The organism is Clavibacter zhangzhiyongii (assembly GCF_014775655.1).
GTDB classification, from domain to species: domain Bacteria; phylum Actinomycetota; class Actinomycetes; order Actinomycetales; family Microbacteriaceae; genus Clavibacter; species Clavibacter zhangzhiyongii.
In genome coordinates, this window is sequence record NZ_CP061274.1 from 1,602,594 (window position 1) to 1,624,337 (window position 21,744).

19 protein-coding genes and 2 tRNA genes are annotated in these 21,744 nt (G+C 72.4%); 17 read left to right on the forward strand and 4 right to left on the reverse strand.

The features are described from left to right. The first annotated feature begins 63 nt into the window (after positions 1-63). The 3 genes from H9X71_RS07620 (at position 64) to H9X71_RS07630 (ending at position 3,239) form a co-directional block, all read left to right on the forward strand. Positions 64-957: an ABC transporter ATP-binding protein gene (locus H9X71_RS07620; protein ID WP_191146554.1), complete on the forward strand. Its 894-nt coding sequence runs from the start codon at positions 64-66 to the stop codon at positions 955-957. A 298-nt stretch (positions 958-1,255) separates the two neighbouring features. Then, entirely contained in the window at positions 1,256-2,161 is a 906-nt protein-coding gene (locus H9X71_RS07625) for a D-isomer specific 2-hydroxyacid dehydrogenase family protein (RefSeq protein ID WP_191149119.1), read from the forward strand. Between the two features lie 49 nt (positions 2,162-2,210). Further along, positions 2,211-3,239 (forward strand): lactonase family protein, encoded by a 1,029-nt coding sequence (locus H9X71_RS07630; RefSeq protein WP_191146555.1) that lies wholly within the window; start codon positions 2,211-2,213, stop codon positions 3,237-3,239. Between the two features lie 49 nt (positions 3,240-3,288). On the opposite strand, the gene H9X71_RS07635 is transcribed toward H9X71_RS07630, so the two are convergent. After that, positions 3,289-3,654 (reverse strand): hypothetical protein, encoded by a 366-nt coding sequence (locus tag H9X71_RS07635; RefSeq protein ID WP_191146556.1) that lies wholly within the window; start codon positions 3,652-3,654, stop codon positions 3,289-3,291. Positions 3,655-3,757: 103 nt separating this feature from the next. Between H9X71_RS07635 and H9X71_RS07640 the strand changes: the two genes are divergently transcribed. The 10 genes from H9X71_RS07640 (at position 3,758) to H9X71_RS07685 (ending at position 13,662) form a co-directional block, all read left to right on the forward strand. After that, a complete protein-coding gene (locus H9X71_RS07640) occupies positions 3,758-3,946 on the forward strand; it encodes a streptamidine-related RiPP repeat protein (RefSeq protein WP_191146557.1) in 189 nt (62 codons plus the stop codon). A 115-nt stretch (positions 3,947-4,061) separates the two neighbouring features. Continuing rightward, positions 4,062-4,973 carry a hypothetical protein gene (locus tag H9X71_RS07645; RefSeq protein WP_191146558.1) on the forward strand — a complete coding sequence of 304 codons (912 nt, stop codon included), beginning with the start codon at positions 4,062-4,064 and terminating at the stop codon, positions 4,971-4,973. Then, entirely contained in the window at positions 4,970-6,553 is a 1,584-nt protein-coding gene (locus H9X71_RS07650; protein ID WP_191146559.1) for a CocE/NonD family hydrolase, read from the forward strand. Before H9X71_RS07645 ends, H9X71_RS07650 begins: the two co-directional genes overlap by 4 nt. Beyond that, positions 6,550-7,926, forward strand: a complete 1,377-nt coding sequence (locus H9X71_RS07655) for a YcaO-like family protein (protein WP_191146560.1) — start codon at positions 6,550-6,552, stop codon at positions 7,924-7,926. The genes H9X71_RS07650 and H9X71_RS07655 overlap by 4 nt, the downstream gene beginning before the upstream one ends. A gap of 8 nt (positions 7,927-7,934) precedes the next feature. Beyond that, on the forward strand, positions 7,935-9,269 hold the full coding sequence (locus H9X71_RS07660) for a YcaO-like family protein (RefSeq protein WP_191146561.1): 1,335 nt from the start codon (positions 7,935-7,937) through the stop codon (positions 9,267-9,269). A gap of 86 nt (positions 9,270-9,355) precedes the next feature. Beyond that, a complete protein-coding gene (locus H9X71_RS07665) occupies positions 9,356-10,498 on the forward strand; it encodes a FecCD family ABC transporter permease (protein WP_213003932.1) in 1,143 nt (380 codons plus the stop codon). Then, positions 10,495-11,283, forward strand: coding sequence for an ABC transporter ATP-binding protein (locus tag H9X71_RS07670; RefSeq protein WP_191146562.1), 789 nt, complete (start codon positions 10,495-10,497; stop codon positions 11,281-11,283). Before H9X71_RS07665 ends, H9X71_RS07670 begins: the two co-directional genes overlap by 4 nt. Continuing rightward, positions 11,280-12,275 carry an ABC transporter substrate-binding protein gene (locus H9X71_RS07675; RefSeq protein WP_191146563.1) on the forward strand — a complete coding sequence of 332 codons (996 nt, stop codon included), beginning with the start codon at positions 11,280-11,282 and terminating at the stop codon, positions 12,273-12,275. The genes H9X71_RS07670 and H9X71_RS07675 overlap by 4 nt, the downstream gene beginning before the upstream one ends. After that, entirely contained in the window at positions 12,268-13,536 is a 1,269-nt protein-coding gene (locus H9X71_RS07680) for an MFS transporter (RefSeq protein ID WP_191146564.1), read from the forward strand. Before H9X71_RS07675 ends, H9X71_RS07680 begins: the two co-directional genes overlap by 8 nt. Positions 13,537-13,589: 53 nt before the next feature. After that, positions 13,590-13,662: transfer RNA gene (locus H9X71_RS07685), tRNA-Asn, on the forward strand. 118 nt (positions 13,663-13,780) lie between these two features. Here H9X71_RS07685 and def read toward each other — a convergent pair. After that, positions 13,781-14,347 (reverse strand): peptide deformylase, encoded by a 567-nt coding sequence (gene def / locus H9X71_RS07690; protein ID WP_191146565.1) that lies wholly within the window; start codon positions 14,345-14,347, stop codon positions 13,781-13,783. Positions 14,348-14,386: 39 nt separating this feature from the next. On the opposite strand from def, the gene H9X71_RS07695 reads away from it, so the two are divergent. From H9X71_RS07695 to H9X71_RS07705, 3 genes are all read left to right on the forward strand, one after another. Then, positions 14,387-15,298, forward strand: a complete 912-nt coding sequence (locus tag H9X71_RS07695; protein ID WP_191146566.1) for a DMT family transporter — start codon at positions 14,387-14,389, stop codon at positions 15,296-15,298. 221 nt (positions 15,299-15,519) lie between these two features. Further along, a complete protein-coding gene (locus H9X71_RS07700) occupies positions 15,520-16,725 on the forward strand; it encodes a glycosyltransferase (protein WP_191146567.1) in 1,206 nt (401 codons plus the stop codon). Between the two features lie 10 nt (positions 16,726-16,735). After that, positions 16,736-16,812 (forward strand) — tRNA-Ile (locus H9X71_RS07705). 85 nt (positions 16,813-16,897) lie between these two features. Here the strand turns inward: H9X71_RS07705 and H9X71_RS07710 are convergent. Beyond that, the gene (locus tag H9X71_RS07710; RefSeq protein WP_191146568.1) at positions 16,898-17,803 is read right to left on the reverse strand and encodes a toll/interleukin-1 receptor domain-containing protein; all 906 of its coding nucleotides are present in this window, start codon (positions 17,801-17,803) and stop codon (positions 16,898-16,900) included. A 172-nt stretch (positions 17,804-17,975) separates the two neighbouring features. On the opposite strand from H9X71_RS07710, the gene H9X71_RS07715 reads away from it, so the two are divergent. Then, complete coding sequence (locus tag H9X71_RS07715; protein WP_191146569.1) at positions 17,976-18,494, forward strand: hypothetical protein; 519 nt, start codon at positions 17,976-17,978, stop codon at positions 18,492-18,494. A gap of 763 nt (positions 18,495-19,257) precedes the next feature. On the opposite strand, the gene H9X71_RS07720 is transcribed toward H9X71_RS07715, so the two are convergent. After that, a complete protein-coding gene (locus H9X71_RS07720; RefSeq protein WP_191146570.1) occupies positions 19,258-20,787 on the reverse strand; it encodes a Shedu anti-phage system protein SduA domain-containing protein in 1,530 nt (509 codons plus the stop codon). Between the last annotated feature and the right edge of the window lie 957 nt (positions 20,788-21,744).

Below are 21,744 nucleotides of genomic sequence, written 5' to 3' on the forward strand. Positions count from 1 at the left end.
CCGCATCCGTCGTCCGGCCGGCACCCGTCCGGCCGGACGACCACGCCGAGGACGGAGCAGCGCATGACGCACACCCCCCGAGACGCCGACGCGGGCGGCGGGCCGGCCGAGCCGGTCCTCGACGCGCGGGACCTCCGGCTCGCCTACCCCTCCCGCCGCGGCGCCGAGACGCCGCCCGCCGTCGACGGCGTGACGCTGCGGCTCCAGCCCGGCGAGGTGCTCGGCGTGGTGGGCGCGAGCGGATCCGGCAAGTCGTCCCTCGCACGGGTCCTCGCGGGCCTCGTCCCGTCCGGCGACGAGGCTGCCGCCGTGCCACGCATCACGGGCGGCGACGCCTCCGTGCTCGGCCAGGGCCTCCGCCGCATGGGGCGCCGCGCCCGCACGCGCACCACGTACGGCATCGGCTACGTGCCGCAGGACGCCGGCACCACGCTGCACCCGCAGCTCACGGCGAGCGAGGCCATCGCCGAGCCGATCTTCTCCCGCGACCGCCGCTTCGACAGCCAGGTCGCCGCCCGCCGCGTCGTCACGCTGCTGGCGGCGCTCGACCTGCCGCCCGGCACGCAGGACCGCTACCCGCACGAGCTCTCCAGCGGCCAGCGCCAGCGTGTCGCGCTCGCCCGCGCGCTCGTGCTCGGGCCGCGCCTCCTCATCGCCGACGAGCCGACCTCCGGCGTCGACGTGATGAGCCGCGTCGCGGTCCTCGACCTCCTCCGCGACCTCCAGTCCCGCGGCGGCTTCTCCGCCCTCGTCGTCAGCCACGACCTCGCGGTCGTCGAGCGGCTCACCGACCGGCTGGCCGTGCTGCACCGCGGCACGCTCGTCGGCTACGGCGACATCGACGACGTGCTCCGGGACCCGACGCACCCCTACGTGCGGGGGCTCGCGGAGTCCCGCGCCGCCGCCGACCCCGGGCGGGTCCCCGCGACCGGCGAGACGACGGCGGGCGAGGCGTGACGCGCGAGGCCCGGCCCGACGACGAGCACGCGGAGACGACGACCGACGGGGCGTCGGCTGCGGCGCCCGACCCGCGACGCGACGCCGCCGATCCCGCGCAGGAGCCCGAGCCCGCCGACCCGCCCGTCGTGCTCCGCGACCCCGCACCCCCCGTCCGCATCCCGCACCCCCGGAGGCCCCGCACATGACCGACACCGCCGCATCCGCCCCCGCCCCGCGCCGCGTCCACCGCGCGGTCGACGGCGCCACGCCGCATCGCCTCACGGGCGACGCGCGCCCCGCGCCCGGCCCCGTCGCCATGCTGCCGCGCACCGAGGACGCCTACCTCGAGGCCGTCCGCGCGGGCGGCGGCGAGGTCGCCGAGCTCTCGGAGGAGACCCGCGGGATCGTCTGGCTCTCCATCCGCCGCGCCGCCGAGCTGACCGACACGCTCGCCGCGAACCCCCAGGTGCAGTGGGTCCAGCTGCCGTTCGCGGGCGTCGACGCCTTCGCCGACACGCTCCGCGAGTGCGACCGGCCCGACCTCGTGTGGACGAGCGCGAAGGGCGCGTACTCGCAGCCCGTCGCCGAGCACGCGCTCGCGCTGACCCTCGCGACCCTGCGCCAGCTGCCCGAGCGCGCCCGCGCCACGTCGTGGGGATCCTCGGCCGGCCTCTCGCTCTACGGCGCCGAGGTCGTCGTGGTGGGCGCCGGCGGCATCGCGCTGGAGTACATCCGGCTGCTCGCCCCGTTCGACTGCACCGTCACGGTCGTGCGCCGCAGCGGCGACCCCGTGGAGGGCGCCGACCGCACGGTCACGGCCGACCGGCTGGACGAGGTCCTGGCCGACGCGGACGTCGTGATGCTCGCCGCTGCCAGCACCGACGACACCGCCCGCCTCATCGGCGCCGCGCAGCTCGACATCATGAAGGACACGGCCGTCCTCGTGAACATCGCCCGGGGCGCGCTCGTCGACTCCGACGCGCTGCTCGCGGCCCTCCGCGCGGGAACCCTCTTCGGCGCGGGCCTCGACGTCACGTCGCCCGAGCCGCTGCCGGACGGGCACCCGCTGTTCTCGGAGCCGCGCTGCGTCATCACGCCGCACACCGCCGACACCCCGGACATGGTGCGGCCCCTGCTCGCCGAGCGGATCCGCCTCAACACGGAGGCCTTCCTGCGCACCGGCGACTTCGTCGGCATCGTGGAGCCGTCCTCCGGGTACTGACCCGGGCGCCCGCCGCACGTCGGGGGCGCCCCCTAGTGTGGGCAGCGTGATGACGCCCGAGGAAGCCGCCCTGCCCGAGGTCTCGATCTGGGCGGGCGGGTACACCGCCGACAGCGGCGGATCCGGCATCGGCATCACGGGCCTCGCGCTCGACGCCATCACGGGCGACCTCGCCGTCGTCGGCACCGCGGTCGAGACCCCGTCGCCCTCGTTCCTCCTCGCGCACGGTGGCATGGTCTACGCGGTGGGGGAGGCGGCGGACCGCGTCGAGGCGTTCCGCCGGGGACCCGGCGGCTCGCTGCGCTGGGCGGGCGGGCAGGCGAGCGGCGGATCCGGCCCGTGCCACCTCCACGTCGTCGACGGGCTCCTCCTCACCTCGCACTACGGCGACGGCACGGTCGCCGTCCACCCGCTCCAGGACGACGGCGGCATCGGCGAGGCGGTGCAGCTGCTGACGGCCGAGGGGTCCGGCCCCCTTCCCCAGCAGGACGGCCCGCACGCGCACAGCACGCTGCACGTCGGCGGGGGAGTCGTGCTGAGCGCCGACCTCGGCTCCGACGCCGTGTTCGTCCACGCCCTGCGCGACGGCCGGCTCGACCGGATCGCCGGGGTCGTCCTCCCGCCCGGCACCGGGCCGCGTCACCTCGCCCTGCTCGACTCAGGGCGCGTGCTCGTGGTCGGCGAGCTCGACGGCACCCTGCACGCGCTCGAGGGCGCCGGCGCGTCCTGGCGCATCGCGGCCTCCACCCCGTGCGCGGCCGAGCCCGACGCGCGGGACTCCGCGGCCGAGGTGCGGGTGTCCGCGGACGGGCGGCGCGCGTACGTCGGCCTCCGCGGATCCGACCGCATCGCCGTGGTCGGCATCGCCGCCGACGGTGCGCTCGCGCCCCTCGCGGCCTTCGCCTGCGGCGGCGCCATGCCGCGCCACCACGTCCTCGTCGACGACCGGCTGCACGTGGCGAACCAGGAGTCCGGCACCGTCGCGTCCTTCCGTCTCGACCCGGCGACGGGGCTGCCGACCGCGGCGCCCGCCGTCATCGCCGTGCCCAGCCCGACGTACCTGCTGCCCGTCGTCTGACGGGGCCCCCGCGCGATGCGCCGCTCGACGCGCGATCGGCGCACGGCCGTCAGCGCAGCAGCAGGGGCGCCGCGGCGCGGATCTCCTCCTCGACGCCGAGGCCGCGCCAGCCCGACGCGGTGAACGCCCGACCGCCGACGCCGTTGCGGTCCATGAGCGCGAAGCCGACCGCGCGGATCCCCGAGTAGGCCAGGAGCACGGGCGCCTCCGGATCGGACACCAGGCGCACGATGCGCTCCCGGCGCGCCTCCAGGAGCGGCAGCGTCTCGTCCGGTGCGTCGCCCGGCCGCGGGCGGAGGGCGGCGGACACCGGATCCGCGTCGGACGCGTCGCGCTCCCGCAGGTCCTCCGCGAGCAGCGGCCACAGCCGGTCCACGTCGTTCGGCCGGGCGACCACGACCTCGAACATCCCCATGCCGCGACGCTACCTGTGGACGGCGTGCGCGTCCCGACCTACCGCTCCTCTACCGTGCCCGTACTGAGAACCGTTCTCAGTAACTGACAGGGAGGATGCCGACATGATCGACGTCACCATCACCAGGATCGCCGGCGACGACGTGCTGAGCGCGCCGCAGGGACCGGGCACGAACGCGCTCGTCCACAATCCGTTCGCCGTCGAGGCGATCGCCGGCGACGACGTGCTCAGCGCGCCGCAGGGACCGGGCACGAACGCCCTCGTCCACAACCCCTTCGCTCTCCAGCACTAGGAGAGGGAAGCCGGCCGGCGCGCGACGGCGCGCCGGCCGGGACGACGCCCGCCCGCGTCCGACGCCCCCGCATCCGCCGCCCGGCCCCGCCGCCGCCCACCGATCGTGAGACCCGATGCTCCGCCTCGCCCCGCACCACCTCCTGTACCGCGTCGCCGCCGACGAGTGGCGGCACGTGACCCCCGCCCGCGAGTTCCACCGCGTGAGCGGACCCGACGCCCTCGTCGCCGACGTCGCCCGGCGCCTCGCGGGCGACGGCATCGCGGATCCCGACGCCCCGGCCCCGGCGTCGTCCGACGACCCGGGCACCCCGCTCGTGCGGCTCCTGCGGGACCGCGGCGCGGCGATCGAGGGCGTCCCCGACCCCTCCCGCCCGCTGCCCGGGAACGCCCCCGTGTCCGTCGAGGGCGACGGCCCGGTCGCGCGGGCGCTCCTCGCCCTGCTCGGCGACCGCGCGACGCCGCTCGCCTCGGACGCCGCCGTGCCCGCGGCCGCATGCGCGCTCGTCTCCATCGCCCCCGAGCAGCCCGACGCCGCGTGGTCCGCCCGGGGGCGCGAGCTCGCCCGCACCGGACTGCCCTGGCATCGGGTGCACCAGGAGGGCGAGCTCCTCGTCGTCGGGCCGCTGCAGGCGCCGGGCGGCCCGGGCGCCGTCGCCTACGCCGACTACCGCGGCCGTCGCCGTGCCGCGCACCGCGTGGTGGAGGAGCTCGACCGGTTGTGGCGGGAGGCGGACGCGCGCGCCGCTGCGGGGATCACGGCGCCATGGGCGTGGCACGGTGTGGGTGTCGGCGCGGCGGCCATCGCCGCGGGCATCGTCGTCGACGAGCTCGAGGCGCACCTCGACCCCTCCGGCGGGGGCTCGCCCGGCGTGCGGCACGAGCACACGATCGCCCTCGCCACCGGCCTCGTCGAGCGCCACCCCGTGCTGCCGCTGCCCGTCGACCTCGCCGACCCGCCGGTCGCGCTCGCGACCGCCGACGGCCTCCCCACCGCGCCCCACCTCCCCGTCGCGGTCGACCGATGACCGGCACCTCGGGCTTCGCCCTGCCGCTCCGCGCGTCCGACGGCGTCGTCCTCGTGCACGACGCGCACGTGCCGGAGGGCGCCGGGGCCGACGGGCCGACCGTGCCCTGCATCGTGACGCGCACCCCCTACGGCCGCTCCCGGCACCTCGCCGAGGGCCGCGCCTGGCGCGAGCGCGGCTTCGCGTACGTGGCGCAGGACGTCCGCGGCCGTCACGACTCGGACGGGACGTGGGTCCCCTACCGCGGGGAGCGCTCCGACGGGGCGGCCCTCGTCGACTGGGTCGTCGCGCAGCCCTGGAGCGACGGACGCGTCGTCGCGTACGGCGGCTCGTACTCCGGCTGCACCGCGTGGGCGATGGCGGTCGAGCGTCCCGCGGCGGTACGCGCCGTCGTGTCCCTCGGCCCGTCGATGTCGCTCGGCCGCACCAAGTTCGGCGGCGGGGGGATCCTGCGGCTCGCCGAGCACGCGGCCTGGTGGCTCGAGCGCGGCGACGCCCGCACGAGCCGCGACGGCCTCGCGGCGCTCGTCTTCGGGGAGCGGCCCGGGATCCTGCGGCACCTGCCCGTCGTCGACCTGCCGGACGCGCTCGGCGCGCACCTGCCGTCGTGGCGGCGGATCGTGGAGGACGGACCCGACGCGCGGACGGGGGAGGAGATCACGCCCGACGAGCTCGCCGCCCTCGACGCCGCGACCCTGCACGTCGGCGGCTGGCACGACCTGCTGCTCCCGGAGACGCTCGAGCACCATCGCCTGGCCGGATCCGCCGTGCCCGGCACCCCCGCGCACCTCCTCGTCGGACCGTGGGAGCACGACCTCGCGAGCAGCGGCTCGGGTCGGATCGGCGACCTCGACCACGGGGACGACGCCGTCCTCCCGTGGGGCCGGATGCTCGTCGACTGGATCCGCGACGCCCTCGACGCCGCCCTGCCGCCCCGGCGCGCGCAGGTGCACGTCCGCGGATCCGGCTGGGAGCAGCACGAGCACTGGCCGCCGCCGCATGCGCTCACCCGCGTGGAGTGGGCGGCGGGCGGCCCGGTCGGCATCGTGCACGACCCGCGCGATCCGCGTCCGTCCCGCCACCCGGGCGTCGACCGGCGCGCCCTCGCGTCCCGGCCGGACGCGGTGCGCGCCACCGCCCTCCCGATCACCGCGCCCCTGCGCCTCACCGGCGACGTCGCGGTGGAGCTCGTGAGCTGCTCCGACGCGCCCGGCGTGGACTGGGTCGCCCGGCTCCTCGCCCGCACCCCCGACGGCGCCGAGCAGGAGCTCGCGGTCGGGGAGACGACCGTCGCCGGACCCCACGACGGCCTCCGCGTCGCCGTCCCGCTCGGACCCGTCGCGGTCGTCCTCGCGGCGGGCACCGTGCTCGTGCTCGAGCTGGCCGGCGCCGACGCGCCCCGGCTCGCGCGGAACCTCGGCGGGCCGCCGGGGGAGCGGTGCACCTCCACGCGGCAGGCGACGGTGCGGCAGGGCGTGCGCATCGACCCGGACGCGCCGCTCGCGCTCACGCTGCCGGTCGCGTCGGGATGCGTCCCGCCGCCCGACGGCGTGCGGGCCGGCGGGGAGGAGGCCCCGTGAACGTCGCCGACCTGGTGGACGCGCGCACGGGACTCATCACGTCGCTCGCGCGCCAGCCCGCGGATCCCCGCCTCCCGTTCGCCTGGGTGGGCCACGGCGCGACCGTCTCCCGCGCCGACCGCTTCTCGCCGTGGCGCGCGGACGGCTTCGGATTCGGCGCGTCCTCGGGCGATCCGGTCCCCGCGCGCCTCGCCGCGTGCGGGGAGGCCGTCGAGCGGTACTGCGGCAACGCCGTGCCGGAGCGCCTCGTCCGCGGCTCGCACGCGTCCCTCACCGCGGGAGGCGCGAGGGTGCTGGATCCCGAGTCGCTCGCCCTGTACTCGCCCGCGCAGCACGCCGCGCCCGGCTTCCCGTTCCGCCCGTTCACGCGCCGCTCCGAGGCGCTCTGGACTCCGGGGGTCGACCTCCATGACGGCGGGCCCGTGCTCGTGCCCGCCACGCTCGCCTGGCTCGACGTCGTGCACGGCTCCCGCGCCGGCGAGGTGCCGCGGCACTCGCTCGCCTACTCCGGCATCGCCACGGGATCCGACCGCCGCATGGCGGAGCGCAACGCCCTCGAGGAGCTGTGGGAGCGCGACGCCACCGCCGTCTGGTGGGCGAGCGGCGCGTCGACGCGCGCGATCGACGACGGCGGCCGGATCACCGGGGCCCTCGGCTGGGCGGAGGACGCCACGACACCGCCCGTGCGCGTGCGCCTGCTCGAGGTGCCGTCGGAGTCGCCCGCGCCCGTCGTCGCCGCGTTCCTCGAGGAGGAGCACGACGACGGATCCCGGCTGGTCGCCTTCGGCAGCGCCTGCCGGAGCACACCCGCGGGCGCCGCGACGAAGGCCCTCGTCGAGGCGCTCGGCCTGCTGCAGCTCACCCGCCAGCTCGTCGACCCGGCGAGCGAGGTGTGGCGGGCCGTCCGCGCGGGCGGCATCGAGGAGCACGTGTTCCTGCCGTACCGCGCGGATCGCCGCTACCTCGACGACGCGGGTCCCGGGTACGCGCGGCTCGTCGACCTGCCGTCCGTCGCGCAGCTGCACCTCGACCCGCGGATGAACGGCGCGCACCTCGACCGGCTGCGACCGGACGCGTCCGTGCCGCTCGACGACCTCCCGCGCATCGCCGCCGCCGACCCCCGGCAGGCGCACCTCCAGGAGCTGGCCCGGCAGGGCCTCCGCGCGGTGTCGGTGGACCTCACCACGCCCGACGTCCGGCTCGCCGGGCTCGAGGTGGTGCGCGTCGTCGTGCCGGGGCTCGTGGGCAACGGGCCGCCCGCGTACCCGCTCCGCGGATCCGCCCGCTACCTGGAGGTGCCGCGGCGCCTCGGGCTCGACCGCATCCCCGCGACCGCCGACGACCTCGTCCCCGACCCGATCCCCCTGGCATGAGAGGCCGCATGGACGCCGACCCCTACCCCGCCCCGACCTCGACGCCGGCCGACCTCGTGGACGCGCGCACGGGCGTCGTCCGCCGCATCGAGCAGCGCCGGATCCCGGCCCACTTCCCGCCCGCCTTCGCGCTCGCGCACGCCGTGCTCGCCGACTCGACCGCGTCCTGCGGCTGGGCCTCCGACGCGTCCGGGGCCGGCCACGCCTTCGCGGATCCCGACGCCGTGCTCGGCGCCGCCGTGGGCGAGGCGGTGGAGCGCTACTGCGGCAACGTCGTGCCGTCGGGCCTCGTCCGCGCGTCCGCCCGCGAGCTCGCCGCCGCTGGCCGTGACGTGCTGGACCCGCGCGAGCTCGCGCTCTACTCCGCCGCCCAGCACGCGTCGGGCCGGCTGCCCGTCGCGGTCCTCGACCGGGACGCCATCGTCGACTGGACGGAGGCCGCGCGCCTCGGCACGGACGGGCGCGTGCTCGTGCCCGCATCGCTGGTGTGGGTGTCGCACGCGCTCCTCGTGCCCCCGGCGGTGCACCCGATCATGCAGGCGGGGCTCGCGACCGGCCGGTCCGAGCGCGAGGCGCTCTGGGGCGGCCTCGGGGAGGTGCTCGAGCGGGAGGCGATGACGCGCGCGTGGACGGACGGCGCCGGCTTCGTCGAGCTCGACGTGCCGCGCGAGCTGCACGACCTGGCGCGCGGGCCCGCCGACGCCCTGTCCTGCCGCTGGCTCCTCCTCCCCGCGGAGGGCGGACTGCCCGTGCTGGGGGCGCTGCTGCGCGACGCACGCACCGGGTACCTCACCCTCGGCATGGCGAGCGGCGGCCGACCCGTGCGCGCCGCCCGCAAGGCGCTGGGGGAGGCCCTGCAGCTGCAGCTGTTCCAGGCCGACCTCGACGATCCGACCGGCCCCTACATGGCCGCGGCCCGCGAGCCCGGCAGCCCGCTGAAGCCGTGGCGCGCCGACCGCGCCCACCGCCTGTCGTACCGCGCGGACCTCTCCGACGTCGTCGACTACGGCTGCCACCTGCAGCTGCACCTCGACCCGGTGATCCAGCGCACGTTCCTCGACGAGCTCGACCGGTCGATCACCGGGCGCCGGGCCCTCGCCGACCTCGACGACCGGTTCGACGGACCCGACCGCCTGCCGGAGCTCGTCGACGCGCTGCGGGCGGGCGGCCGCGAGGTGCTCGCGGTCGACGTGACCCTGCCGGAGATCCGACGCGCGGGCCTGCACGTGGTGCGCGTGATCGTGCCGGGCCTCCGCTCGAACGCGCCGCACGCGCTGCCGTTCCTCGGCGGGCCGGGACCCGCGAGGCCGCGACCCGCGCGGCCCGTGCCGCTGCCGCACTGAGCTCCGGCGGCCCGCCGCACCCCGACCCGCCGCCCCACGACCATCCGCCGGCCCGCCGGCGCCCCACCCTCCCGACGGAGAGCGACATGGATCCCACGACCGCCCCCGCGCCCGACGCGCCCGCCCCGCCCGCACCCGACGGCTCCTCGCCGCGCCACCCGGCGCCCCCGCCGCCGCCGCCGCATTGCGCGCGCCTCGCCCGGCGGGCCCTCGTGCCCGCCCTCGTCCTCGCCGCCCCGCTGGTCCTCGCGATCGCGATGGGCGTCGGATCGGTGTCCGTGTCGCCGCTGCACGTCGCGCAGGTCGTCCTGCACCACGCGCTCGGCGCGGACCCGCTCGGCCCGGGCGTCGACCCGATCGACGACCAGATCGTGTGGGAGTACCGTGCGCCGCGGGTCCTGCTCGCGCTCGTCACGGGCGCCGCGCTCGCCCTGGCGGGGACCGTGCTGCAGACCCTGATCCGGAACCCGCTCGCCGACCCCTTCGTCCTCGGCATCGCGTCCGGCGCCTCGCTCGGCGCGGTGGCGGCGCTCGTCGTGGGGGCGTCGGCGGCGGGGATCCTCGCGACCCTCGGGGTCACCGGCGCCGCCTTCGCGGGCGCCCTCGGGACCCTCGCGCTCGTGCTGGCGCTCGGCCGTCGGGGCGGCCGCGTCGATCCGGCGCGGCTCGTCCTCGTGGGCGTCTCGATCTCGTCCCTCCTGCAGGCGCTCACCAGCTGGCTGCAGCTCCAGGCGTCGCCCGACCAGATCGCCGGCGTGCTCTTCTGGCTGCTCGGCAGCGTCTCGGGCGCCTCCTGGGCGTCGCTCGCCCTGCCCGCCTCCGCGCTGGCGCTCGGCCTCGTGGGGCTCCTCGGCGGCGCGCGCACCCTCGACGCGCTGCTCCTCGGCGACGACCGCGCGGCGTCGCTCGGCGTCGACCTGTCGCGCTCGCGCACGATCCTCTTCGCGGTCTCCGCGCTCCTCACGGCCGCCGCGGTGTCCGTCGCCGGCGGCGTCGGCTTCGTCGGGCTCATCGCGCCGCACCTGGTCCGGCTCGTCGTCGGGCCCGGACACCGGCGGCTCCTGCCGCTCGCCGCGCTCGTCGGCGGCCTGTTCCTCGTCCTCGCCGACCTGGCCGGCCGGACGCTCACCGCGCCGCGCGAGCTGCCGCTCTCCATCGTGACCGCGCTCGTCGGCGTGCCCGTCTTCCTGGCGGTCCTGCTCCGCGCGGACGGGGGACGGACCCGATGAGGCTCGCGATCCGCGACGTCGCCGTCCGCATCGGCCGCGCCACGCCCGTCACCGAGGCGACGCTCGAGGCGCGCGACGGGGAGCTCGTGGGCCTCGTGGGCCCGAACGGCAGCGGCAAGTCCACCCTGCTCAAGGCCCTGTACCGCGCCCTGCCCGTCGCGCAGGGCACCGTCCTCCTCGGCGACCGCGACCTCCGCGGGATGCGCCCGCGCGACTCCGCCCGGATCGTCGCCGCCCTCACGCAGGACCACGGGGACGACGGAGCGCTCGACGTGCGCGCCGTCGTCGCGACGGGCCTCACTCCGCACAAGGGCGCGCTCGACCGCGACACCGCCGACGACCGCGCGACCGTCGACGCGTGCCTCGCCCGCACGGGAGCGGCCGGCCTCGCCGACCGCGCCGTCCGGTCCCTGTCCGGCGGGGAGCGCCAGCGCGTCATGCTCGCCGCGGCGCTCGCGCAGCGTCCCCGCATCCTGGTGCTCGACGAGCCGACGAACCACCTCGACGTCGCCACCCAGCTCGAGCTGCTCGACCTCGTGCGCGGGCTCGGGATCACCGTGGTCGTCGCCCTGCACGACCTCAACCTGGCCGCCGCGTACTGCGACCGCATCCACGTCGTGCACCACGGCCGCATCGTCGCGGGCGGCACGCCCGACGAGGTGCTCCGCCCCGGGATCCTGCGCGACGTCTTCGGCGTCGACGTCCACCTGGGCGAGCACCCCGTCACCGGCCGCCGCCACCTCTTCTTCAGCACGCCCACCACCCCCCAGGACGGACGACCATGACCCCCGCACCTCCCGCACGCCCCCGCGCCGCCGCGCGCCTCCCCACCCTCGCCGCGGCCCTCGCCGCCGTGCTCGTCCTCGCGGGCTGCGCGGCCGACGCCCCCGCGGCCCCGCCCGCCGCCGACGCGGCCCCCGTCTCGGTGGACTCGTGCGACCGCACGCTGTCCTTCCCCGCCGGCCCGCAGCGCATCGTCTCGCTGTGGCCGGCCGTCACCGAGATGCTGCTCGAGCTGGGAGCGGGCGACCGCCTCGTCGGCCAGGCGTTCACCGACCAGTCGCCGCCGCTCGACCGCTACCGGGACGCCTACGACCGCATCCCCGTGCTCGCGACCGGCGCCGTCGACCGGGAGACGCTGCTCGCATCGCACCCGGACCTCATCGTCGCCGACGGCGAGTACCACTTCGACGGCACGGAGCTGCCCACGATCGACGACCTCGCCGCCCTCGGCATCCGCGTGTACGTGATCAGTTCGTTCTGCCACGGGCAGGTCACGACCGGGCACGTCGACGACGCCGCCACCGACCTCGCCGCGCTCGGGACGCTCCTCGGCGCCGAATCCGCGGCCGACCGCGCGATCGCCGACGAGCGCTCCCGGCTGGCGGCGGTCGACGCGCGCGTGGCGGACGCGGCTCCCGTCGACCTCGCCGTGCTGCAGGTCTTCGACGGCTCCGTCTACGCCGACGCCCGCGGCCTCTACAGCGACGTCGTCGCCCGCGCGGGCGGACGCGACGTGTACGAGGACGCGCTCCCCGCCGACCAGTACTACACGGAGGTCAGCGTCGAGGACGTGGCCCGCCGCGATCCCGGCACGATCGTCTACCTCTACTCGACCGACGCCGAGCGCGACAGCGTGCGCGCCGACCTCGAGGCCCGCCTCCCCGGCGTCCGGGCCGTGCGTGAGGGGCGGATGCTCGCCCTGCCGTCGACCGACTTCATCGGGTCACGCGCGGTCGACGGGGTCGTCGCCCTCGACGCGCTCCTCCATGGCTGACGCGACGGCGCGCGCGCCGGCCCTGCGCGACGCCGACCGGTTCGTCCTCTCGCGGGCGGTTTCGTGGGCGGGCAACGCGCTCACGGCGGTGGCGCTGCCGGTGCTCGTCTACACGACCACGGGCGACGCGGCCCTGCTCGGCCTCGTCGCCATGATGGAGGCGCTGCCGTACCTGGTGCTCGCCCTCCCGGTCGGCGCGCTCGTCGACGGGTGGGACGCCCGTCGCACGATGCTCGCCACGACGTGGCTGAGCGCCGCCGCGACCGCCTCGGTCCCGCTCGCCGCGCTCGCCGGCCCCCCGCATCCGGCGCTCCTCGTCGCCGTGGCGGCGGCCGTCTCGTCGCTGTTCGTCTTCTTCGACGCCGCGAGCTTCTCCGCTCTGCCCGCCCTCGTGGGGCGCGACCGCGTGGGAGCGGCCACCACGCGCATGACGACCGTGTACACGGTGATCGGCATCGCCGGCCCGCTCGCGGGCGCCGCGGCGGTATCGGGGCTCGGCGCGCCGGCGGTCCTCGCGCTCGACGCGGCCAGCTACGTCGCCGCGGCCCTGCTCCTCGCGCGGGTGACCTGGACGCCCGTCCCGCGCCCGGGGCCCCGCGTCCGGCGCCGCATCGCGGCGGAGGTCCTGGAGGGTCTGCAGCACATCCGACGCGCGCCGCTCGTCCGCGACCTGACCCTCGTCGGATCCGCCAGCAGCCTCACCGGGGGAGCGGTCACGGGCACGCTCGTCGTGATGGTCGCCCGCGGCCTCCACGAGCCCGCCGACGGACCGGCGCTCGGCGTGCTGGCGGCGGCCGCCGCGTGCGGGACCCTCGTCGCCTCGCGCGCCCTCGCCCCCATCCAGCGCCGCGTCGGCGTGGGCGCCGTCGCGATCTGCGGGCTCGCGATGCAGACCGCGCTCACGGCGGCGTGGGCGGCCGTCGGATCGCTCGTCGCCGCCGTCCTCGTGCTCGCGGCCTGGCAGGCCGCGGCGTCCACGGTCGCGCTGTCGGGGATCGTCGTGCGCCAGACCGTCACGCCCGCGCACCTCCAGGGCCGCGTGAACACGACCGCGCGCATGATCGCGTGGGGCGGGCAGCCCGTGGGCGCGGCCCTCGGCGGGGCGATCGCCGGCGCCTGCGGGATCCGCGCGGCCGTCCTCGTCACGGGCCTCGGCGCGCTCGTCGGCCTCGTCGGCGCCGTCGCGTCGGGCCTCGGGAGGGCGCCGCGACTCGCCGATCTGCCGGTGCCGGACACCGGGGACGCGCCCGTCGCGCGCTAGGTGATCGGAGGCGCCCGGATTCTTTGCTACGCTTTCCAGGTTGCTCCACACGATCCTCGATAGCTCAATTGGCAGAGCAGCCGGCTGTTAACCGGCAGGTTGTTGGTTCGAGTCCAACTCGGGGAGCGAAGGCCTCGCGGCTCCACCCGCGGGGCCTTTTCCTTTGCCCGGACGCGGGCAGCCGGAGGTGCCGCACGCCCAGCTGGGCGCCCCCCGCACCCGCGCGTCGCCCGGGCGCGTCCCCTCAGTCCTCGAGCCGGTCGCGCCCCGGCAGCCACGAGACGCCGGGCACGCCCCAGCCGCTCCTGCGGATGACCTTGGCGACCGGCTTCCGGTGCTCGTGCTCGAGCCGGTCCGTGTAGAGGTACCCGTCGAGGTGGTCGAACTCGTGCTGCAGGATCCGCGCGAACCAGCCGAAGGCCTCCATCTCGAACGGCCGGCCGTCGAGGTCCTGCGCGCGGAGGATCGCGCGCTCGGCGCGCACCAGCGGGAAGCGCTCGCCCGGGAAGGACAGGCAGCCCTCCTCCTCGGTGTCCTCGTCCGCCTCGCGCACCGGCACGGGCGTGATGAAGAGGTCCGGGTTCACGGCGACCCCGCGCAGCGGCTCGCCCTCGTCGGTCTCGTAGGAGTAGACGAACACGCGCAGCGGGACGCCCACCTGCGGGGCCGCGAGACCCACGCCGGGAGCCTCGTCCATGGTCTCGAGCATGTCCGCCACGAGGGTCCGCAGGTCGTCGTCGAACGACTCGACCTCGCGGGCTCGCTCGTGCAGGACGGGGTCTCCGGTGATCCGGATCGGGAGGACGGCCATGCTGCCGAGCATAGGCGGGCCGCCGGGTAGGGTCGGGGCGTGCCCTTCGACGCCAGCCCCGTGATCCAGGCCGCATCGCTGACCCCGTACCAGGCGCTCGGGATCCCGATCGCGCTCGTCGGCGCCGTGTTCCTCTCGCTGGGCGCGCAGCTGCAGTCGCAGGGCGTCGCGAAGATGGAGGCGCGGGGGAAGAAGAGCACGTCGGGCCTCAGCCTCCGCCAGCTGGGCGCGCTCCTCGGCCGGCCGTCGTGGGTCGCCGGCACCGTGATGCTCGGCCTCGCCATCGTGTTCCAGCTCGCGAGCCTGCGCCTCGCGCCGCTCATCGTCGTGCAGCCCCTCGGCGCCGTGGCCCTCGTCGTCACGGCCGTCCTCAACTCGCGCGCCACGGGCGTCCGCCTCGACCTCAAGGCCAAGCGCGCGGTGGCCCTCTGCATCGGCGGCGTCGGGCTCTTCGTGGTGTTCGCGGCGGTCTTCGCCAAGGAGACCCCCATCCGCACGCCCGAGCTCATCACGATCCTCGTGATCCTCGCCGTCGTCCTCGCGCTGCTCGGCGGCCTGTTCCTCTACTTCCGCCGGCACGTGCGCGCGATCTTCTACATCATCAGCGCGGGCGTGCTCTACGGCTTCGTCGCGACGCTGGCGAAGGTCGTCATCAACCGGCTCACCACGGGCGACTTCGACGTCCTCACCGCCGTGTGCATCGTGGCCCTCGTCGCGGCGACGCTCCTCGGCGCCTACTTCGTGCAGACGGCCTACTCCTCCGGCCCGCCCGACCTCGTCATCGCGGGCCTCACCGTGGTGGATCCGCTGGTCGCCGTGTGCATCGGCGTCACGGTCCTCGGCGAGGCGGCCGACGCGCCCTTCTACGCGGGCGTGGCTTTTCTCGTCGCGGGCGCCGTGGCCGTGGCCGGCGTGTTCCAGCTGGCGAAGCACCACCCGCACGTCGTCTGACCGATCCCGTCCCGCGCGGCGCGATCCGGCCCGGGCGGCCTCGGCTCGCTCCGGTGCGCCGTCGGCCGCCCGCCGGACCCGTGCGATACGTTGCTCGGCGACTCCCGACCCCGCGCCGCCCACTCCGCGTCGCGCGTCGGACGCCGACACCCCTGGAGAGACACTTCGTGCCGAACACCTCGGACCCCGTCCCGCACCATCCCTCGACCGACGGTCGACCGATGCGCATCCTCATCGGCGCGGACACGTTCCCGCCCGACGTCAACGGGGCCGCCCGCTTCGCCGAACGGCTCGCGGGCGGTCTCGTGCGCCGCGGCCACGAGGTCCACATCGTCGCCCCCGCCGCCAGCCGCAAGCACGGCACGTGGAAGGAGGTGCACGACGGCCAGGAGGTCACGGCGCACCGCCTCCGCAGCTGGCGCTGGTACCCGCACGACTGGCTCCGGTTCGCGCTGCCGTGGACGATCAACCAGAACAGCGCGCGGATCCTCGACGCCGTGCAGCCCGACGTCGTGCACTTCCAGTCGCACATCGTCACCGGCCGCGGCCTCAGCATCGAGGCCGCGAAGCGCGGCATCCGCATCATCGGCACCAACCACTTCATGCCGGAGAACATGCTCCAGCACACGCTGCTGCCCGTCGCATGGCAGGACAAGGCGATCAAGGCCGCCTGGCGGGCCGCGCGCCGCACCTTCGGCCGCGCCGAGGCCGTCACGACGCCCACGCGCCGCGCCGCCCAGTTCCTCGAGCGGTACACGGGCCTGTCGGGCGTCATCGCGATCTCCTGCGGCATCGACGCCGCCAACTACACGCCCGACTTCACGCCGCGCACGCGCAACCGGGTCGTGTTCGTCGGCCGGGTCACGGGCGAGAAGCAGATCGACGTGCTGCTGCGCGCCTTCGCGAAGCTGCCGGCCTCGCTCGACGCCGAGCTCGAGATCGTCGGCGGGGGAGACCAGCGGACGGCGCTCGAGCGACTCGCCGCCGAGCTCGGCATCGCCGACCGCACCACCTTCACCGGCTACGTCTCCGACGAGGAGCTGCGCCGCGCCTACACGCGATCCACGGTGCTGGCCATGCCGAGCATCGCCGAGCTGCAGTCCATCGTCACGATGGAGGCGATGGCCTCGGCGCTGCCCGTCGTGGCGGCCGACGCCATGGCGCTCCCGCACCTCGTGCACGACGGCGAGAACGGCTACCTGTTCCGCCCCGGCGACGTCGACGACCTCGCCGCGAAGCTCCAGAGGGTGCTCGAGCTGCCCGACGAGGAGTTCCAGCGCATGAAGCGCGAGAGCCTCGCGGTGGTCGCGTCGCACGACATCCAGCGCACGATCTCCACGTTCGAGAGCCTGTATCGTGGCGAGTCCGTGGCCGCGCCGGTCACGGACGAGGCACGCGGCGTGACGGACGGCTCAGGCGCCGCCTGACCCGCGCCTCGGGGCGGTAGCTCAGCTGGTCAGAGCAGCGGACTCATAATCCGTCGGTCATGGGTTCAAGTCCCATCCGCCCTACCAATAAAGCACAGGAATCTACGACCTCAGCCGGCAGCCTGGACAGAAGTAAACCCGTCCGGAACCCGTCGTGCTCAGGGGCATCTGCTCAGTCCCGGGGCGCCAGTTGTCCGTCGGGACCCGTCCGGTACCGCCCGCCGGGCTCGAACTCGTACCAGTGCTCGTCATCCCATTGCAGGCGGAACACGAGCTCTGACCCGATGGCCAGGCTCTGGAACGCCCAGATGTACTCAGGGCCCAGGTCAGGTACGGAGGCGGGAAGCTGCAGCACGAGGCTCTGACCGACACGATGTGCGGACAGGCCCTCTTTGAGGTCCAGCTTCATCATCTTGATGTAGTCCAAGGCTCGGCGCGCGGCATCGCTTACCTTCTGTTCGCTGAGAGGAATCGGTCCTGGCCCAGCAACCTCAAAGCGAAGGTCATCTACCTGGCGCTGTAGGCCGCGTACTGTGCCAAGAACTTCCTCAAGGATGTCCTCCGTGCCACGACGAGGAGTCTCGTCCGTGTTCGTGGCTCTTGCGGCTGCAACAAGCTCCTGAAACGCGGACCAGTTGAGGCCGAAGAGGTCCTTGACCGTCTCCTCATCGACCGGGTCAGGCTGAGCCCGGTTGACGGACAGAACCAGCTGCAGCACCGACTCCTTGCTGGTTGCGGAACGCATCTGGAACTGCGAAAGTGGCGGCTTGACTTCCTGCTCGGCCAGACCCACGAGCAACGGTGTGACTTGCGCGTGGTCCTTGAAGGCTTTCGAGAGCGCCCCAGCTTCGAAGTTGATCCAGGGCTTTTCCAAGTTGTCTGGCGTGACAACGACGATGCCGAACTCGCACTGCTCAAGCTGTTGAGCAATGACGTTGAGGCCTCGTTGCCCACTCTCAATGTCTGACGACGACACGAAGCAGCTGACCGTCCGCGCCAGCACGCGCGGAAGCCAGTCCTTCAGACCCTCGGCCACGGCGTTGGCCTGCGGACCGGACCAGCTGATGAAGACCTGCATGACGCTCCTTCGAGTAGACACCTCACATTACTCAGGGGACCCCACCCTCCGCACAGGGGCTAGGACGCTCAGGCCACAGCAGCCAGTTACATGTCCTCATCGCACGGGCTCTGATGCAGTACGTTGTGCGTGAGGACGCAATTGTCCCGCTGGATTGACGGAGGAGGGGCGCGTGCAGTGGTTCGACTCGACCGTCAACCCGGGCTGGTTTGACTGGCTCGGAATGGCAGTGGCGTTAGTCGGATTCGCGGTGACGATCTTTCAGGTTGTCCGAACACGCTCGGCGGCCAAAACCGCTACAGATGCTCTTGAAAAAGCACAGACTGTCCTCACGGCTAACATGCTTATCGCTCTACCAGGTCAATATAGCCTCATTGTCTCAGAACTTGATCATGCAATCAGACTGAACCAGGGAGACATGGCTATTAGAACGCTAGTCCGATACGGTCACTTAGCTCAAGAAACTATCGCTCTCTTACAGTCACCAACTGACGAGCATAGCGAACTTTGCCAGCAACTTATTGATACTACGACGCGTGCCCTAAATACAAAGGAAAAGCTCGTGCAAACGGCAGAGCCTGACGTGCGGGCCATCAGTAAGCGTGTAGCAAAGGAAATAGACGAAGTGTCGGTTGGCATGTCCGGCGTAGTTTCGACCATTCGCAACAAGATTGGAGCTCCAGGTGTTTGAGGACTCTGAGTGGCTGGCCCTGATCGACAGGTTGACTCAACTGACGATGAAACAGGTAGCTAAGTGGGAGGTCAGCGGCATCGGCGATGTGGTGACCACGATCGCGAGAACTGAGTACTTAATGTTCTCCGTTGATTCCGATGGTCGGCAGCCCTACGCCTTGGTCGTTCGAAGGGAGGAGCGGGGAACATGGCGAGACCTTGCACGTTTGGAGTCGGGTCCCCTAGACGATCAGCGTGACGATGTACATACATCACAGGCCTTGGTCGACCTTTACACCCTTGCGCATCGCATGGCCCTAGGCGGGCCTCAGCTGGTGCAAGATCTCCTTGCTGAAATGGACAGCGCACTTTGGCCAGGCCCAGCAGGAATGGGCAAGCCTGCGGGGCTAGATGGGCCTGCCGGCGTTTACGGGTCGCCGCCTTGGGACCCAAACACTCCGTTTTGAAACCGGGCATATATTCTAAGGTGTTTCGTGGCTGCGCGGCCTTCAATAGTCTCGTGTTTGTCACGCACCTCTGCAGCTAGGTGTATCGCAAGGGTTAGCACCTAGGTCGTATGACGGTTGGCCCTTCTCCCAGCTGAGGCTGCTCAGAGACGCAGAGTTCTTCCCGGCGCGTCCGTGCTCAAAACGCCGTTCTTTGGCTGATAGTTTTGCCTCACGTTGTTCTCAACGCCCCAGGCGGCGTTTTGGCTTGGTATTCAAGGATTCAAGCGTTTACTACCGACTAGAGCTGCTGATTAGGCCTGCAAATGCGTGAACCTAGGAGTCCTCGCTGTCGTCGTCGTCGCCGAATGCGTTCTCTTGCGTTGGCGGAGACTCGAGCATGTCGCGTAGACCCTTAAGCCGTTCGCCGACTTCGTCATACCCGAGAATGCTCACTGCAGTTAGGCCCTCGCGGTATCGGAGAAAGGAAGCGCGCTGCTCGTCATTCAGAGTAGACACATTGCCGATGACTACAGCGCCGCGCACGTGCCACTTATCAATTGCCCCAAACTGCGGCACTTCCTTTAGGTCACGACTAACCGACTCCATTTGAGCTTGTATTTGACTCACGGCACCGCTTAGTTCGGTAGAGGTGGCATAGACCGTAGCCATCCCGCTGCCCCGATACGCACTAGCACTCATGAGCCTGGTAGCAGGAGTCTTAATTTCCACGACTATGGCGCTTCTTGTTACGGTGTTAACGCATAGGAAGTCAGCAATACGACCGCCCTGCCCAAGTGCATCGGCGCCTCTCACGTGCACGAGTCCGCCGAGGACTAAGAGTGGGGCAGAAAAAAGCTGTTGTAACGCGAATGGGTTAGTAGTAAAGAATCGTTGCCAGAAACCTTCATTGCTCCTGCCGATCAAACTCCGCTCAAACTGCTCTATTAGGACCTGTAGTGAGACTAGCTCTATGTCTTCGCGAAGGCGTCCAAATTGTTGGGGTGATTCTTGTGCGACTTGAGGTGCGGCGAGTACCGTCTCATTGACCATGGTCAACCGATCTTCAGGGCTTGTTACATGCCCGGTCTCGACCTCCTCCGTCAAAGCCTGGATTACCGGATTCCGGCCATAACGAGGCTGTGTAGGCGTTAAGCCAAATAGGTCAGCAACTGCATTGTGACGTTCGGCCTCAATCACGCGCCGCACTGCGGTGTTGCCACGGCCGCGGTTGCGGTCGACAGTAGCCCTGTACGCATCAAACCGTTCGAGCGAAATACAAAAAACGTCTCGGTCAGGGCCCTCCGCTTCGGAAGTCACGAAGCGTACAATGGAGCAGGCGGTTTGTTCTTCAATCGTTTCTACGATACCACGGTAAATTCGCTGGATACCAAGTCCAAACAGCCAAACAGCACTAAATCCCTTAGGTAGTCCGAGGACTCGGAGAAGGCCGTATCGGTCACTTTCGACCGAATGACGATCGGGATCCCAGCCTGGAGCCTCAATCTGTAGTTCGACGATCTGATCAAAGGGGTTCTCATGGGTAGATCCGCGACTTATCATCGGGTATATATGCAACAGTTCAGTGTCTCTATTGAAGCGCAGCATCTCAGTACCGCTGGAGGAGCCTCTATTCACCCAGGAATACGAAGCGGCATTACCGACCTCGGCTCTCCTGACTGAGCCGCTTTGGTCGCTATCATCGGTCGCTTGTTCGTTGTTCATTACTTGACCGGGCGCAACGTCCTCTTCATCGAGCAGCGAGCTGTCCGTCAGATGACTGTCTGCGTCCCCGTCGCTGGTCGATAACAGTTCATCGTAAAGCTCCTCGAACCCAACGGGGCTTTCGCGATCTGACTCATCCAATGATGCCTCCTAGTAATCCTGTGTCTTGCTCGCTGGCGTACGTTGCCGCGACGGGTCACCGCCGCTTCAGCGCGGCCCGGGCGTCATCGGCTGAGGATGAGCAACGTTATGTAGGGTAGCGCGCGGCGTGGGACGGATCGATGCTACTTCTTGTGGCACAAGCGCGTCGGGCATCAGGGGCATTCAGCCGATCACTATGCACAAGCTGCCTGTGGCCGCGCTTGCAGCAAGTGCCGCGAGGGTCGGGAAAGCACGGTGGAAACCGCCGCCTCGTGCCCCACCGTGGCGGCTAAGTCGTCGCACCGTTAGTGTCTCGGTCCAAGCGCGAAAACCTGGACACTGCGTGCTGACGGCAGTGCAGACGGGTGGTGCTCCTTACGAGCGAAGCTTCGTGGCGGCGGGCATCCTCGGCGCAGTACTTGCGTGTACGGCCGCAGCCCACAACTCGTGGCGGAATGACGGGTGCGGCACGGCAGCTTCACTTCATCTTCGGTACGGATTTGAGATGTTTCTGCAGGACGCGCTTGCTGAGGAACAGGGCACCTGTCTGACAAGTGCAGCGGTCGCGCCTGGCACTGAAAACCGTCGTGCCATGTCTGCACGCTTTTCTCTAACCGAGCCCCAGGAGGCCACGTAGCCGGCTCGGCGACGCCCCGACCCAGCCCAACGGCCGTGAGCGGGGCGTTCGCTCGTTACGCGGGGTCCTTCTGAGCGCCGCGACTGAGCGCGGGGCGACGGGCCCGCGTGTCCCGCAACCCGTCGCAAACCTGTCGAGCTGTGCTACTCCGCACCGATCAGTTACCGACCGCTCAGCACCATCGCGGCTTGCCGCAGACGACCAGGCGGACCTGCAGAAGCCGGTGTTCTAGCGGTTAGAATGATGCGGGGAAGTGCGATCCGGTTCGGTCCGCAGCAGAGAGGTAGCGACGGTCCGTCTCGGGCCCGACGCGCTCATAC

Excerpts from the sequence above, each read along its gene's own strand:
- H9X71_RS07620 (WP_191146554.1), top strand. The coding sequence starts at position 64 with ATGACGCACACCCCCCGAGACGCCGACGCGGGCGGCGGGCCGGCCGAG.
- H9X71_RS07625 (WP_191149119.1), top strand. The coding sequence starts at position 1,256 with ATGCTGCCGCGCACCGAGGACGCCTACCTCGAGGCCGTCCGCGCGGGC.
- H9X71_RS07630 (WP_191146555.1), top strand. The coding sequence starts at position 2,211 with ATGACGCCCGAGGAAGCCGCCCTGCCCGAGGTCTCGATCTGGGCGGGC.
- H9X71_RS07635 (WP_191146556.1), bottom strand. The coding sequence starts at position 3,654 with ATGGGGATGTTCGAGGTCGTGGTCGCCCGGCCGAACGACGTGGACCGG.
- H9X71_RS07640 (WP_191146557.1), top strand. The coding sequence starts at position 3,758 with ATGATCGACGTCACCATCACCAGGATCGCCGGCGACGACGTGCTGAGC.
- H9X71_RS07645 (WP_191146558.1), top strand. The coding sequence starts at position 4,062 with ATGCTCCGCCTCGCCCCGCACCACCTCCTGTACCGCGTCGCCGCCGAC.
- H9X71_RS07650 (WP_191146559.1), top strand. The coding sequence starts at position 4,970 with ATGACCGGCACCTCGGGCTTCGCCCTGCCGCTCCGCGCGTCCGACGGC.
- H9X71_RS07660 (WP_191146561.1), top strand. The coding sequence starts at position 7,935 with ATGGACGCCGACCCCTACCCCGCCCCGACCTCGACGCCGGCCGACCTC.
- H9X71_RS07665 (WP_213003932.1), top strand. The coding sequence starts at position 9,356 with ATGGATCCCACGACCGCCCCCGCGCCCGACGCGCCCGCCCCGCCCGCA.
- H9X71_RS07670 (WP_191146562.1), top strand. The coding sequence starts at position 10,495 with ATGAGGCTCGCGATCCGCGACGTCGCCGTCCGCATCGGCCGCGCCACG.
- H9X71_RS07675 (WP_191146563.1), top strand. The coding sequence starts at position 11,280 with ATGACCCCCGCACCTCCCGCACGCCCCCGCGCCGCCGCGCGCCTCCCC.
- H9X71_RS07680 (WP_191146564.1), top strand. The coding sequence starts at position 12,268 with ATGGCTGACGCGACGGCGCGCGCGCCGGCCCTGCGCGACGCCGACCGG.
- def (WP_191146565.1), bottom strand. The coding sequence starts at position 14,347 with ATGGCCGTCCTCCCGATCCGGATCACCGGAGACCCCGTCCTGCACGAG.
- H9X71_RS07700 (WP_191146567.1), top strand. The coding sequence starts at position 15,520 with ATGCGCATCCTCATCGGCGCGGACACGTTCCCGCCCGACGTCAACGGG.
- H9X71_RS07710 (WP_191146568.1), bottom strand. The coding sequence starts at position 17,803 with ATGCAGGTCTTCATCAGCTGGTCCGGTCCGCAGGCCAACGCCGTGGCC.